At 74.0% G+C, this 12,357-nt stretch carries 12 protein-coding genes; 11 read left to right on the top strand and 1 reads right to left on the bottom strand.

Annotated elements, in window-relative coordinates:
• Window positions 1-46: 46 nt before the first annotated feature.
• The gene (gene bldD, locus O2W18_RS19740) at window positions 47-589 is read right to left on the bottom strand and encodes a transcriptional regulator BldD (protein ID WP_269171790.1); all 543 of its coding nucleotides are present in this window, start codon (window positions 587-589) and stop codon (window positions 47-49) included.
• A 253-nt stretch (window positions 590-842) separates the two neighbouring features.
• Here bldD and pyrR point away from each other — a divergent pair, with 253 nt between their 5' ends.
• From pyrR to rpoZ, 11 genes are all read left to right on the top strand, one after another.
• Window positions 843-1,466, top strand: coding sequence for a bifunctional pyr operon transcriptional regulator/uracil phosphoribosyltransferase PyrR (gene pyrR, locus O2W18_RS19745; protein ID WP_269171791.1), 624 nt, complete (start codon window positions 843-845; stop codon window positions 1,464-1,466).
• Window positions 1,463-2,392: an aspartate carbamoyltransferase catalytic subunit gene (locus O2W18_RS19750; protein WP_269189126.1), complete on the top strand. Its 930-nt coding sequence runs from the start codon at window positions 1,463-1,465 to the stop codon at window positions 2,390-2,392. The genes pyrR and O2W18_RS19750 overlap by 4 nt, the downstream gene beginning before the upstream one ends.
• Complete coding sequence (locus tag O2W18_RS19755) at window positions 2,389-3,693, top strand: dihydroorotase (protein ID WP_269189127.1); 1,305 nt, start codon at window positions 2,389-2,391, stop codon at window positions 3,691-3,693. Before O2W18_RS19750 ends, O2W18_RS19755 begins: the two co-directional genes overlap by 4 nt.
• Entirely contained in the window at window positions 3,690-4,850 is a 1,161-nt protein-coding gene (gene carA / locus O2W18_RS19760) for a glutamine-hydrolyzing carbamoyl-phosphate synthase small subunit (RefSeq protein ID WP_269189128.1), read from the top strand. The genes O2W18_RS19755 and carA overlap by 4 nt, the downstream gene beginning before the upstream one ends.
• Window positions 4,850-8,164 carry a carbamoyl-phosphate synthase large subunit gene (carB, locus tag O2W18_RS19765; RefSeq protein WP_269189129.1) on the top strand — a complete coding sequence of 1,105 codons (3,315 nt, stop codon included), beginning with the start codon at window positions 4,850-4,852 and terminating at the stop codon, window positions 8,162-8,164. The genes carA and carB overlap by 1 nt, the downstream gene beginning before the upstream one ends.
• A gap of 13 nt (window positions 8,165-8,177) precedes the next feature.
• Window positions 8,178-9,542, top strand: coding sequence for a dihydroorotate oxidase (locus tag O2W18_RS19770; RefSeq protein WP_269189130.1), 1,365 nt, complete (start codon window positions 8,178-8,180; stop codon window positions 9,540-9,542).
• The gene (gene pyrF / locus O2W18_RS19775; RefSeq protein WP_269189131.1) at window positions 9,539-10,417 is read left to right on the top strand and encodes an orotidine-5'-phosphate decarboxylase; all 879 of its coding nucleotides are present in this window, start codon (window positions 9,539-9,541) and stop codon (window positions 10,415-10,417) included. The genes O2W18_RS19770 and pyrF overlap by 4 nt, the downstream gene beginning before the upstream one ends.
• Window positions 10,414-10,734 carry a hypothetical protein gene (locus O2W18_RS19780; protein ID WP_269189132.1) on the top strand — a complete coding sequence of 107 codons (321 nt, stop codon included), beginning with the start codon at window positions 10,414-10,416 and terminating at the stop codon, window positions 10,732-10,734. The genes pyrF and O2W18_RS19780 overlap by 4 nt, the downstream gene beginning before the upstream one ends.
• A gap of 207 nt (window positions 10,735-10,941) precedes the next feature.
• Window positions 10,942-11,271, top strand: coding sequence for an integration host factor, actinobacterial type (mihF, locus tag O2W18_RS19785; protein ID WP_269171799.1), 330 nt, complete (start codon window positions 10,942-10,944; stop codon window positions 11,269-11,271).
• A 50-nt stretch (window positions 11,272-11,321) separates the two neighbouring features.
• Complete coding sequence (gmk, locus tag O2W18_RS19790) at window positions 11,322-11,897, top strand: guanylate kinase (RefSeq protein ID WP_269189133.1); 576 nt, start codon at window positions 11,322-11,324, stop codon at window positions 11,895-11,897.
• Window positions 11,898-11,980: 83 nt separating this feature from the next.
• The gene (gene rpoZ, locus O2W18_RS19795) at window positions 11,981-12,244 is read left to right on the top strand and encodes a DNA-directed RNA polymerase subunit omega (RefSeq protein WP_036335031.1); all 264 of its coding nucleotides are present in this window, start codon (window positions 11,981-11,983) and stop codon (window positions 12,242-12,244) included.
• The last annotated feature ends 113 nt before the right edge of the window (window positions 12,245-12,357 follow it).

Here is a 12,357-nt window from a genome sequence, read left to right on the forward strand (position 1 = left end):
ATGGCCCACTCCGCAGCGCGGAGTGGGCCATCGGCGTCAGGTCCGGCTAGCGCGGCGCGCGGCGGCGCTCGCCCCAGGAGGCGTCGTCGTCCTCCTCGGTGGCGTAGCCGACGCCGTCGACGCCCGGGGAGAGCACACCCCACTCGATGAGCCGGGTGGTCAGCTCGTCGGGGCTCATGTCGTAGATGATCGCCAGCGACTTCAGGTCCTCGGCGCGGATCGAGAGCACCTTGCCGTTGTAGTCGTGCCGCTGTGCCTGGATGGTCGAGGCGTAGCGGGCCAGCGGGCCGGCCTCGTCGGCGGGCAGCGAGCCCAGCGACTCCAGGTTGAGCACGATCTTGGTGCTCTTGGTGACCGCGGAGCTCGGCCGCGGGTCGGGCAGCAGCTCGGACACCGGCACGCCGTAGAAGACGGCCAGCTCGGACAGCCGCTGCACGGTGACCGCACGGTCGCCGCGTTCGTAGGAGCCGACGACGACGGCCTTCCACCGGCCGTGGGACTTGTCCTCCACGCCCTGCAACGACAGCCCTTGCTGGTTGCGGATGGCCCGCAGGCGGGCGCCCAGCGCCCTGGAGTAGTCGGTGCTCATGACCTCTGCTCACTGACTGTCGTCGGTAGGGAACGGTTCTGGTCACGCAGAGTACTGGCACAGCCGGTGTGGCGACAGTCCGGGAGCCTCCAATGGGTCAGAAGCCTTCCCGGGGGCCGCCTGCCGGGTGCGACGCAGGCCACCTCCGGCGGTGCAGTACCGTCTTCGGCGGTCCACCTCGTCGTCGGCCGGTCCGGCCGGCGGCGCTGAACTCCTTTAACGACCCGTCCCGTGAGGCGGGGAAGGAGGCTTGATGACCACGTCATCAGAGCTGCCCGTGCCACCGTCCACCGAGCCGCCCGCCGGTGGCCCCCCGCCGTTGCTGAGCGCGGACGACGTCGCCCGGGTGGTCGACCGGATCGCCCACCAGCTGATCGAGCGCGCGGCGAGCGCCTCGTCCGCCGGCACCGCCGACGGTGGCCTCGGTGACCTGGTGCTCGTCGGGATCCCGACCCGCGGCGCCCCGCTGGCCCGCCGGCTGGCCGCCCGGATCGAGGCGTTCAGCGGCACCGCGGTCGACGTCGGCACCGTCGACATCACCCTCTACCGGGACGACCTGCGACTGCGCGGCGTCCGGGCCCTGGAGGACACCCGGCTGCCGGGTGCCGGGGTCGACGGCCGGCTCGTGGTGCTCGTGGACGACGTGCTGTTCTCCGGCCGCTCGGTGCGCGCGGCCCTGGACGCGCTGCGGGACCTCGGTCGGCCGCGCGCCGTGCAGCTGGCGGTGCTGGTCGACCGCGGCCACCGGGAGCTGCCGATCCGGGCCGACTACGTGGGCAAGAACGTGCCGACCTCCCGCACCCAGTCGGTGAAGGTGCACCTGGCCGAGGTCGACGGGCTGGACGAGGTCCTGCTGACCGAGGGGGAGGGCGCGTGAAGCGGCACCTGCTGGAGGCCGCGGACCTGGACCGGGCCGACGCGACCCTCGTCCTGGACACCGCCGGCCAGATCGAGTCGGCGCTGGCGGGCCGGGAGGTCAAGAAGCTCCCGACCCTGCGCGGGCGCACCGTGGTCAACCTCTTCTACGAGGACTCCACCCGCACCCGGATCTCCTTCGAGCTGGCGGCCAAGCGGCTCTCCGCCGACGTCATCAACTTCTCCGCCAAGGGCAGCAGCGTCTCCAAGGGCGAGAGCCTGAAGGACACCGCGCTGACCCTGGAGGCGATGGGCAGCGACGCGATCGTCATCCGGCACCAGGCGTCGGGGGCGCCGCACCGGCTGGCCCGCTGGGTGAAGGGCAGCGTGGTGAACGCCGGCGACGGCACCCACGAGCACCCGACCCAGGCGCTGCTGGACGCCTACACGATCCGGCAGCGGCTGGGCCGGCTCGACGGCGTGCGGGTGGCGATCGTCGGCGACGTGCTGCACAGCCGGGTCGCCCGCTCCAACGTCTGGCTGCTGTCCACGCTGGGCGCCGAGGTCACCCTGGTCGCCCCGCCGACGCTGCTGCCGGTGGGCGTGGGCAGCTGGCCGGTGGCGGTCAGCTACGACCTGGACGCCGTGCTGCCCAAGGCCGACGTGGTGATGATGCTGCGGGTGCAGGCCGAGCGGATGAACGCCTCGTTCTTCCCCAGCGCCCGCGAGTACAGCCGCCGCTACGGCCTGGACGGGCGCCGGATGGCCACGCTGCCCGACGACGCGATCGTCATGCACCCCGGCCCGATGAACCGCGGCATGGAGATCGCCGCCGAGGTGGCCGACTCCGCCCGCTCCACCATCGTCGACCAGGTCGGCAACGGCGTGAGCGTGCGCATGGCCGTCCTGTACCTGCTGCTCGGCGGCGCACCTGAGGGGACCTCGTGACCAGCTACCTGATCAAGAACGTGAAGCCGTACGGCGAGGACGCCGTCGACCTGCTGCTGGCCGACGGCGTGATCGCCGCCATCGGCACCGACCTGTCCGCCGACGGCGCCCAGGTGGTCGACGCAGCCGGGCTGGTCGCGCTGCCCGGGCTGGTCGACCTGCACACCCACCTGCGCGAGCCGGGCCGGGAGGACGCCGAGACGGTGGAGACCGGCAGCCGGGCCGCGGCGCTGGGCGGGTTCACCGCGGTGCACGCGATGGCCAACACCGACCCGGTCGCCGACACCGCCGGCGTGGTCGAACAGGTCTGGCGGCTGGGCCAGGAGGCCGGACTGGTCGACGTCGTCCCGGTCGGGGCGGTCACCGTCGGCCTGCGCGGGGAACGGCTGGCCGAGCTCGGCGCGATGGCCGACTCCGCCGCCCGGGTGCGGGTGTTCTCCGACGACGGGCACTGCGTCGCCGACCCCGCGCTGATGCGCCGCGCCCTGGAGTACGTCAAGGCCCTGGACGGCGTCGTCGCCCAGCACGCCGAGGAGCCCCGGCTCACCGTGGGTGCGCAGATGAACGAGGGCGACCGCTCCGCGCGGCTGGGGCTGGCCGGCTGGCCGGCCGCGGCCGAGGAGGCGGTGATCGCCCGGGACGTGCTGCTGGCCCGGCACGTGGGCGCGCGGCTGCACGTCTGCCACGTCTCCACCGCCGGGTCGGTGGAGATCCTGCGCTGGGCGAAGTCCCGCGGCGTGCAGGTGACCGCCGAGGTCACCCCGCACCACCTGCTGCTCACCGACGAGTGCGCGGAGACCTACGACCCGGTGTTCAAGGTCAACCCGCCGCTGCGCACGGACGCCGACGTGCAGGCGCTGCGGGCCGGGCTGGCCGACGGCACGATCGACGCCGTCGCCACCGACCACGCCCCGCACGCGGTGGAGGACAAGGAGAGCGAGTGGGCCTCGGCCCGGCCGGGGATGCTCGGCCTGGAGCAGGCCCTCTCGATCGTCGTGCAGACCATGGTGGAGCCAGGGCTGCTCGACTGGCGCGGGGTCGCCGACCGCATGTCGGTCCGGCCGGCGGCCATCGGCCGCCTCGACGATCGTGGTGCGGACGCCCACGGCCGACCGCTCGCCGTCGGCGAGCCGGCCAACCTGCTGCTGCTGGACCCCACGCACCGGGCCACGGTCGACCCGGCCACGCTGGCCAGCCGCAGCCGCAACAGCCCCTATGCCGGCCGGGAGCTCCCCGGCCGGGTGGTCGCCACGTTCCTGCGGGGGACGGCGACCGTGATGGACGGGAAGGCACAGAAGTGAGCGACGCGATCCTCGTCCTCGAGGACGGCAGGACCTTTCACGGCGACGCCTACGGCGCGACCGGCACGACCGTCGGCGAGGCGGTGTTCTCCACCGGGATGACCGGCTACCAGGAGACGCTCACCGACCCCAGCTACGCGGGCCAGATCATCACGATGACCGCGCCGCACGTGGGCAACACCGGCGTCAACGGCGAGGACGACGAGAGCCGCCGGATGTGGGTGGCCGGCTTCGTGGTCCGCGACCCGGCCCGACGCCCGGCCAACTGGCGGGCCACCGGCAGCCTGGACGACGAGCTGGTCGCCCAGGGCGTGGTGGGGATCAGCGGCATCGACACCCGCGCGCTGACCCGGCACCTGCGGGACCGCGGCGCGATGCGGGCGGGGATCAGCACCGAGCTGGGCGTCGACGAGCTGCTGGCCCGGGTGACCGCCAGCCCGAACATGTCGGGGGCCGACCTGGCGCCGAGCGTCACCGCCAGCGAGCCCTACGTGGTGCCGGCGGTGGGGGAGAAGCGGTTCACCATCGCCGCCCTCGACCTGGGCATCAAGACGGCCACCCCGCGGTACCTGGCCGAGCTCGGCGTCGAGACCCACGTGCTGCCGGCCACGGCGACCGCCGAGCAGCTGCTCGAGCACGGGGTGGACGGCGTCTTCGTCTCCAACGGGCCCGGCGACCCGGCCGCCGCCGACTACGCGGTCGCCGCCGTGCGCGGCGTGCTGGAGGCCCGGCGCCCGCTGTTCGGCATCTGCTTCGGCAACCAGATCCTCGGCCGGGCCCTGGGCCTGGGCACCTACAAGCTGCGCTTCGGGCACCGCGGGCTCAACCAGCCGGTGCTGGACCGGGTCAGCGGCACGGTGCGGGTCACCAGCCACAACCACGGCTTCGCCGTCGACGCCCCGCTGGACCGGCCGGTCGACACCCCCTTCGGGCCGGTGGAGGTCAGCCACGTCGGGCTCAACGACCAGGTGGTCGAGGGCCTGCGGCTGCTGGACACCCCGGCGTTCAGCGTGCAGTTCCACCCGGAGGCCGCAGCCGGGCCGCATGACGCCAACCCGCTGTTCGGCCGGTTCGTCGACCTGATGGCGGCTTCGAAGAAGGGCAACGCGGTGACACCTCCACCCGTCGTCGAGTCGAGCACGGGGGAGAACGCCTGATGCCCAAGCGGACAGATCTGCAGCACGTGCTCGTGATCGGCTCCGGGCCGATCGTCATCGGCCAGGCCAGCGAGTTCGACTACTCGGGCACCCAGGCCTGCCGGGTGCTCAAGGCCGAGGGGCTGCGGGTCAGCCTGGTCAACAGCAACCCCGCCACGATCATGACCGACCCCGAGGTCGCCGACGCCACCTACGTGGAGCCGCTGACGCCGGAGTTCGTCGAGCGGGTGATCGCCAAGGAGCGCCCCGACGCGCTGCTGGCCACCCTGGGCGGCCAGACCGCGCTGAACCTCGCCATCGGCCTGTACGAGAACGGGGTGCTGGAGAAGTACGGCGTCCAGCTCATCGGCGCCGACGTCGACGCGATCAACCGCGGCGAGGACCGGCAGAAGTTCAAGGACATCGTGCGCTCCATCGGCGCCGACGCCCCGCGCTCGACGGTCTGCGGGACCGTCGAGGAGGCGCTGGCCACCGCCGCCGAGGTCGGCTACCCGGTGGTCATCCGGCCCAGCTTCACCATGGGCGGGCTGGGCTCGGGGATCGCCACCGACGAGCCGATGCTGCGCCGGATGGCCGGCCACGGGCTCGCCGACTCACCCGTGCACACCGTCCTGATCGAGGAGTCGGTGCTCGGCTGGAAGGAGTTCGAGCTCGAGCTGATGCGCGACCGCAGCGACAACGTCGTGGTCATCTGCTCGATCGAGAACATCGACGCGATGGGCGTGCACACCGGTGACTCGGTGACCGTCGCCCCGGCGATGACGCTCACCGACCGCGAGTACCAGCAGATGCGCGACGTCGGCATCGCCGTGCTGCGCGAGGTCGGCGTGGACACCGGCGGCTGCAACATCCAGTTCGCCGTCCACCCCGAGACCGGCCGGCTGGTCGTCATCGAGATGAACCCGCGGGTGTCACGGTCCAGCGCCCTGGCCTCCAAGGCCACCGGCTTCCCGATCGCCAAGATCGCCGCCAAGCTGGCCATCGGCTACACCCTGGACGAGATCACGAACGACATCACCGGGGTCACCCCGGCGTCGTTCGAGCCGTCGCTGGACTACGTGGTGGTGAAGATCCCGCGCTTCGCCTTCGAGAAGTTCCCCGGTGCCGACCCGCGGCTCACCACGACGATGAAGAGCGTCGGTGAGGTCATGGCGATGGGTCGCAACTTCACCGAGGCGCTGGGCAAGGCGATGCGGTCGACGGAGACCTCGGCGGCCGGGTTCTGGACCGACGCCGCCCAGCCCGCGGACGCCGCCGCACTGGTGGAGCAGCTGCGCACCCCCGTCGACGGCCGGCTGTACACCGCCCAGCGGGCCCTGGCCGCCGGCGCCACCGTCGAGCAGGTGTCGGAGGCCAGCGGCTTCGACACCTGGTTCGTCGACCAGATCGCCATGGTCAACGAGATCGGCGAGGAGGTCCGGGAGGCGCCGTCGCTGACCCCCGAGCTGCTGCGCCGGGCCAAGCGGCACGGCTTGTCCGACCGCCAGGTGGCCGTGCTGCGGCCGGAGCTGGCGGGGGAGGACGGCGTCCGCACGCTGCGCTGGCGGCTGGGCATCCGGCCGGTCTACAAGACCGTGGACACCTGCGCCGCCGAGTTCGCCGCCCGGACGCCGTACCACTACTCCTCCTACGACTCCGAGACCGAGGTGGAGCCGCGGGAGAAGCCGGCGGTGCTGATCCTCGGGTCGGGGCCGAACCGGATCGGGCAGGGGGTGGAGTTCGACTACTCCTGCGTGCACGCGGTGATGGCCCTGCAGGACGCCGGTTACGAGGCGGTGATGGTCAACTGCAACCCGGAGACCGTCTCCACCGACTACGACACCGCCGACCGGCTGTACTTCGAGCCGCTCACCTTCGAGGACGTGCTGGAGGTCGTCGAGGCCGAGCGCGCCGCCGGCCCGGTCGCCGGGGTCATCTGCACCCTCGGGGGGCAGACCCCGCTCGGCCTGGCGCAGCGGCTCAAGGACGCCGGCGTCCCGGTGCTGGGCACGTCCCCGGAGGCGATCGACGCCGCCGAGGACCGCGGCGAGTTCTCCCGGGTGCTGTCCGACACCGGCCTGCTCGCGCCCAAGCACGGCATGGCGACGACGTCGGCCGAGGCCGTGGCGATCGCGGCCGCCATCGGGTACCCGGTGCTGGTGCGGCCCTCCTACGTGCTCGGCGGGCGCGGGATGGAGATCGTCTACGAGGACGCCATGCTCGAGGCCTACATCACCAAGGCCACCGACGTGAGCGCCGACCACCCGGTGCTGGTCGACCGGTTCCTCGAGGACGCCGTGGAGATCGACGTCGACGCGCTCTACGACGGCACCGACCTGTACCTGGGCGGGGTCATGGAGCACATCGAGGAGGCCGGGATCCACTCCGGTGACTCGGCGTGCGCGCTGCCGCCGATCACCCTGGGCGGGGAGGACCTGCAGACCATCCGGCGGGCCACCGAGGCGCTCGCCGCCCGGATCGGCGTGCGCGGGCTGATGAACGTGCAGTACGCGCTGAAGGACGACGTCCTCTACGTGCTGGAGGCCAACCCGCGCGCCAGCCGCACGGTGCCGTTCGTGTCGAAGGTGACCGCGGTGCAGCTGGCCAAGGCGGCGGCGCGGATCGCGGTCGGCCAGACGATCGCCCAGCTGCGCACCGAGGGCGTGCTGCCGGCCACCGGTGACGGCACCGACCTGCCGGTCGACGGCCCGATCGCGGTGAAGGAGGCGGTGCTGCCCTTCCACCGCTTCCGGACGATGGAGGGCCAGGGGGTGGACACCGTCCTCGGGCCGGAGATGAAGTCGACCGGTGAGGTGATGGGCATCGACGCGGAGTTCGGCACCGCGTTCGCCAAGTCCCAGGCCGCCGCCTACGGCGACCTGCCGACCGGGGGCACGGTGTTCGTGTCGCTGGCCAACCGGGACAAGCGCTCGGCGGTCTTCCCGGTCAAGCGGCTGGCCGACCTGGGCTTCCGGGTGCTGGCCACGGTGGGCACCGCCCAGGTGCTCCGCCGCAACGGGGTCGCCTGCGAGGTGGTCGGGAAGTTCTCCCAGGGCCCGGGCAACGTCGTCGAGCGGATCCTGGCCGGCGAGATCGACCTGGTGGTCAACACCCCGTTCGGCACGCCGGGCAACAGCGGGCCGCGGCTGGACGGGTACGAGATCCGGGCCGCCGCAGTCAGCGCCGGCATCCCGTGCATCACCACCGTGCAGGGGATGGCGGCCACCGTGCAGGGCGTCGAGTCGCTGCGCCGCGGTGACATCGGGGTGCGCAGCCTGCAGGACCTGCACCAGGCCCTGGCCGCCGCCCAGGCGGCGGCCGGGACCACGGCATGACCGGGGGAGCGGCGTGACCGGGGGCGGGGGCGCAGCAGCCGTGGCCGAGCTGGGCCGGGAGGCGCGCGCGGCCGGGCTGTCCGGCCCGGTGCTCCGGGCCCTGCACGCCGCGGCCGTCGCGCGGCTGGACGGCGCCCCCGCTCCCGAACCGGCCTGGCTGGTCCGGCTCACGACCGCGCTGGACCGGGACGGGCTGGCCGCCGACGACCTGCCCGCCCTCGTCCGGCTGCTGGCCACCGCGGGACAGCACCGGCTGCTGGCCCGCTCGGGGGTGCGCTTCCCGGCCTACGCCCTCACCGACGACGTGGCCGCCGCGCGCGTCGGGCCGCCCGGGCCCCGGTTGCCGGTCCGCCCGCGGGCCGCCGGCAGCTGGTCGGTGCTGGGCCGGCGGACCGGCTTCCCGATCGGCGTCCCGGCCTGCCCGATGACCGGCACCGCCGCCTGGGTGCAGTACCTGGCCGGCAACGGCTTCAACCTGCTCACCTACAAGACCGTCCGCAGTCGCGCGCACCCGGCCAACCAGTTCCCCAACTGGGCGTTCGTCCCGGCGGTGCGCGAGCCGTTCGCGGTCGACGGGCGGCCGCCGGTGGTCATCGCCGAGCCGTCGGACTGGGTGCCGCCCGGCGACCCGGCGGTGACGTCGGCGAACTCCTTCGGGGTGCCGTCGCCGGACCCGGCGGTCTGGACCGAGGACGTCGCCGCCGCGGTCCGCTGCCTGGCCCCCGACCAGCTGCTGCTGGTCAGCGTGCTGGGGGAGGACGTCGGCGAGGGCCCGCCGCAGCTGCAGGCGATCGCCGAGGACTTCGCCCGGACGGCGCGGCTGGCCGAGTCCGCCGGCGCCCCGGTGGTGGAGCTCAACCTGTCCTGCCCCAACGCGCTGGACGCTGCCCAGGGTGGGGTGCGGCCACCGATCTGCCTGGACGCCGAGCTGACCACCGCGATCGTCGAGACCACCCGGCGTGCGCTGTCCAGCAGCACCGGGCTGGTCGCCAAGCTCTCCTGGCTGGACGGACCCGCCCTGGCCGGCCTGCTGCCGCGGATCGCACCGCACCTGGACGGGGTGGCCGCGATCAACACGGTGCAGTGCGCGGTGCAGCGCGCCGACGGGCGGCCCACCTTCCCGGGGCGGCCGCTGGCCGGGGTGTCCGGCGCCGCGGTGCGCGACCTGGCGCTGGACTTCACCGCCCGGCTGCTGGACCTGCGGACGGCCGGCGGGTTCCACTTCGACGTCCTGGCGATGGGCGGGGTGACCGACCCGGCGAGCTGCGCGGCGCTGCTGGAGCTCGGCGCGGCCGGCGTGCAGACGGCCACCGGCGCCTTCGCCGACCCGTTCCTCGCCCGGGCGTGCGTCGACGAGCTCGCCGGGGCCGCGGCGTGAGCGGCACCTTCGGGGAGCGGCTGGCCGACGCCGTCGCCGCCCGCGGTCCGCTCTGCGTGGGCATCGACCCGCACGTGCCGCTGCTGGAGCGCTGGGGGCTGCCCGACAGCCCCGAGGGGCTGGCCCGGTTCACCGACGCCGTCGTGGACGCCCTCGCCGGGCACGTCGCGGTGCTCAAGCCGCAGCTGGCCTTCTACGAGCGGCACGGCTCCCGCGGGCTGGCCGTGCTGGAGGAGGCCGTGGTCCGCGCCCGGGCGGCCGGGGCGCTGGTGCTGCTGGACGCCAAGCGCGGGGACATCGGCTCGACGATGGACGCCTACGCCGACTACCTCCGCCCGGAGCACCCGCTGGCCGTGGACGCCCTGACGGTCAGCCCCTTCCTGGGGCCGGGGTCGCTGCAGCCGGCCGTCGACACCGCACGGTGGACCGGCGGGGGGCTGTTCGTGCTGGCCCGCACCTCCAACCCGGACGCCGGCACGCTGCAGCACGCCCTGGTCGGTTCCCGCAGCGCGGCCCAGGTGGTGGTGGACACCGTCCGCGGCTGGAACACCCCGGGGTGGGTGGTGGGTGACCCGCTGCCGGACGTGGCCGCGGTGCGCGACGTGGCGGGCCGGTGGGGGCCGGCCACGGGCTCCTTCGGGGTCGTCGTCGGCGCCACCCTGCCCGACCTGGACGTCGACCTCGACGGGCTCGGCGGTCCGGTCCTCGCTCCGGGCCTGGGCGCGCAGGGCGGGTCGGTCGCGGACCTGCGCCGGCTGTTCGGCACCGGGCGCGCCGTCGTCCCCACCGTCTCCCGGGACGTGCTGCAGGCCGGGCCGGACGCCACCGCGCTGCGGGCCGCCGCCGACCGCTGGACGGCGGAGCTCACCGCGTGAGCCGCGCGGCGCCCCGGCTGGTGCTGGCCCTCGGGGCGGCGCTGTGCGCGCTGGGCATCGCGCTGTTCTGGCGGACCAACCGGTCGGGCTCACCGGCCGACGGCGGCTGGGCCGCCTACACGCCCCTGCCGGCGGGGACGGCGTACCAGAGCCGGCTGACCCTCTCCTTCGACGACGACCGCTGGGCGGTGCTCTGGACCGCCGGCCACGTCGTCGGTGCCGGGCTGGTCGTGGCCGGGCTGCTGGTGCTGTCCGGCCTGACCGGGTGGCTGCTCGGCCGGCGTCGGGCCGGACGACGGCCTGCTGACCAGCGGTGACGGCCCGGTTACTGCACTGTCCGGTCCGATCGCGTGTCCGTGCAGCACACCGGCCCGGCGCAGATGACACGGGGTCCAGGATGACCAGCGGGTTCGAGGTGACTAGGTTGGCGCGCAGGCTCACACCGAGGGCCGCCGTCCAGGCACACTCCACACCGAACGACACCGCCGGTCGCAGCGCCGGCACGATCACGATTGGGTTGCTCCGTGCCCCTTCCCGAGTTGTCCCCCGAACAGCGCGCCGCAGCCCTGGAGAAGGCCGCCGCGGCCCGCAAGTCCCGCGCCGAGCTGCGTGAGCGGCTGAAGACCAAGGGCGCGACGGTCGGCGACGTCCTCAAGCAGGGCGAGACCGACGAGGTCATCGGCAAGATGCGGGTCTCCGCGGTGCTGGAGTCCCTCCCCGGTGTCGGCAAGGCGCGCGCGGCCAAGATCATGGAGCGGCTCGAGATCTCCCCGACCCGTCGCGTCCGTGGCCTCGGCGCCAACCAGCGCAAGGCGCTGGAGGCCGAGTTCGCCGGCGAGGTCGTCGAGCCCTGAGCCCGTCCCTGTCCCGACCGATCCGCACCCCCAGCCCGAGGACGCCGAGCGTGGCCCGCACCCCTGCCCGCCTGACGGTCCTCTCCGGCCCCTCGGGGGTGGGCAAGGGCACGGTCGTCGCCGAGGTCCGGCGCCGGCACCCGGAGGTCTGGGTGTCGGTGTCGGTCACCACCCGTGCCCCCCGCGCGGGTGAGGTCGACGGCGAGCACTACTGGTTCGTCGACGACGACTACTTCGACTGGCTGATCGAGCACGACGGCCTGCTGGAGTGGGCGGAGTACGCGGGCAACCGCTACGGCACCCCGGTGGCGCCGGTGCGGGAGCAGCTGGCCTCCGGGGCCCCGGCGCTGTTGGAGATCGAGCTGCAGGGCGCCCGGCAGGTGCGCGACCGCGCGCCGGAGGCCCAGCTGGTCTTCCTGGCCCCGCCGTCCTGGGCGGAGCTGGTCAGCCGGCTGGCCGGCCGGGGCACCGAGCACCCCGAGGTGCAGTCCCGCCGGCTGGCGCTCGCGCAGGCCGAGCTGGACGCCTCCGGGGAGTTCGACGTGGTCGTCGTCAACGACGACGTGGCCAGGGCCGCCGACGAGTTGGTAGGCTTGCTGACTGGGTCTCCGCCCGCTGGTCCCTGACCGCGGTCGAGGGCGCACCCGAGGCGACCGTGCGGAGCCATCCGCCGCCCGCCCGCACACCGAGTTGAGGAGCACGCCCGCCCGTGTCCGGAGTCGCACCTGCCCCTGAGGGCATCACCAACCCGCCGATCGACGAGCTGCTCGAGCGGACCACCAGCAAGTACGGGCTGGTCATCTACGCCGCCAAGCGTGCGCGCCAGATCAACGCCTACTACAGCCAGCTCTCCGAGGGCCTGCTGGAGTACGTCGGCCCGCTGGTCGACACCGCGCCCCAGGAGAAGCCGCTGTCGATCGCGCTCCGCGAGATCAACGAGGGCCTCCTCGCCCACACCGCCGGCGAGAACTGACGAAGGACCCCCTCGCCCCCCACCGCTCGCAGGCTCGCGGCGGGCCCCTGCGAGGGGGCCGGTACCCCGTACTGATGACGAAGCCCCCGGCTGGTGCCGGGGGCTTCGTCGTG

This window comes from Modestobacter sp. VKM Ac-2983 (assembly GCF_026967885.1).
Taxonomy (GTDB): Bacteria; Actinomycetota; Actinomycetes; order Mycobacteriales; family Geodermatophilaceae; genus Modestobacter.

Excerpts from the sequence above, each read along its gene's own strand:
- pyrR (WP_269171791.1), top strand. The coding sequence starts at position 843 with ATGACCACGTCATCAGAGCTGCCCGTGCCACCGTCCACCGAGCCGCCC.
- carB (WP_269189129.1), top strand. The coding sequence starts at position 4,850 with ATGCCCAAGCGGACAGATCTGCAGCACGTGCTCGTGATCGGCTCCGGG.
- bldD (WP_269171790.1), bottom strand. The coding sequence starts at position 589 with ATGAGCACCGACTACTCCAGGGCGCTGGGCGCCCGCCTGCGGGCCATC.